Annotated in this window: 1 rRNA gene; it reads left to right on the top strand. The window is 50.4% G+C overall.

Going from position 1 to position 1,175, the window contains the following annotated elements:
* Window positions 1–16: 16 nt before the first annotated feature.
* Window positions 17–1,175: ribosomal RNA gene (locus tag JAB1_RS28590) — 23S ribosomal RNA — on the top strand; the annotation flags it as partial.

The following is a 1,175-nucleotide window of genomic DNA, read 5'->3' as shown; positions in this document are numbered from 1 at the left end:
GAGGCTAACGTTATAGGGACAAGCGAATAAGTGCACATGGTGGATGCCTTGGCGATTACAGGCGATGAAGGACGTAGTAGCTTGCGATAAGCTGCGGGGAGTGAGCAAACACACTTTGATCCGCAGATTTCCGAATGGGGCAACCCACCCTTTTAGGGTATTGCATACTGAATACATAGGTATGCAAGGCGAACGCGGCGAACTGAAACATCTAAGTAGCTGCAGGAAAAGAAATCAACCGAGATTCCCAAAGTAGCGGCGAGCGAAATGGGAAGAGCCTGTACGTGATAGTCGGACCGATAACAGAATCCTCTGGAAATAGGAGCCATAGTGGGTGATAGCCCCGTATGTGAAATCGGACCGGTGATACTAAGCGTACGACAAGTAGGGCGGGACACGTGACATCCTGTCTGAATATGGGGGGACCATCCTCCAAGGCTAAATACTCGTAATCGACCGATAGTGAACCAGTACCGTGAGGGAAAGGCGAAAAGAACCCCGGAAGGGGAGTGAAATAGATCCTGAAACCGTGTGCATACAAACAGTAGGAGCGGACTTGTTCCGTGACTGCGTACCTTTTGTATAATGGGTCAGCGACTTACATTCAGTGGCAAGGTTAACCAGATAGGGAAGCCGTAGAGAAATCGAGTCCGAATAGGGCGATCAGTCGCTGGGTGTAGACCCGAAACCAAGTGATCTACTCATGGCCAGGATGAAGGTGCGGTAACACGCCCTGGAGGTCCGAACCCACTAATGTTGAAAAATTAGGGGATGAGCTGTGGGTAGGGGTGAAAGGCTAAACAAACTTGGAAATAGCTGGTTCTCTCCGAAAACTATTTAGGTAGTGCCTCAAGTATCACCATCGGGGGTAGAGCACTGTTATGGCTAGGGGGTCATTGCGACTTACCAAACCATTGCAAACTCCGAATACCGATGAGTGCGAGCTTGGGAGACAGACGTCGGGTGCTAACGTCCGGCGTCAAGAGGGAAACAACCCAGACCGCCAGCTAAGGTCCCAAAGATTGGCTAAGTGGAAAACGAAGTGGGAAGGCTAAAACAGTCAGGATGTTGGCTTAGAAGCAGCCATCATTTAAAGAAAGCGTAATAGCTCACTGATCGAGTCGTCCTGCGCGGAAGATGTAACGGGGCTAAGCCAGTCACCGAAGCTGCGGATA

This window comes from Janthinobacterium sp. MP5059B, assembly GCF_001758645.1.
GTDB classification, from domain to species: Bacteria; Pseudomonadota; Gammaproteobacteria; order Burkholderiales; family Burkholderiaceae_D; genus Janthinobacterium; species Janthinobacterium lividum.
Note: the sequence above shows the minus strand (reverse complement) of the source record. Positions and strands in the feature narration are given on the sequence as shown.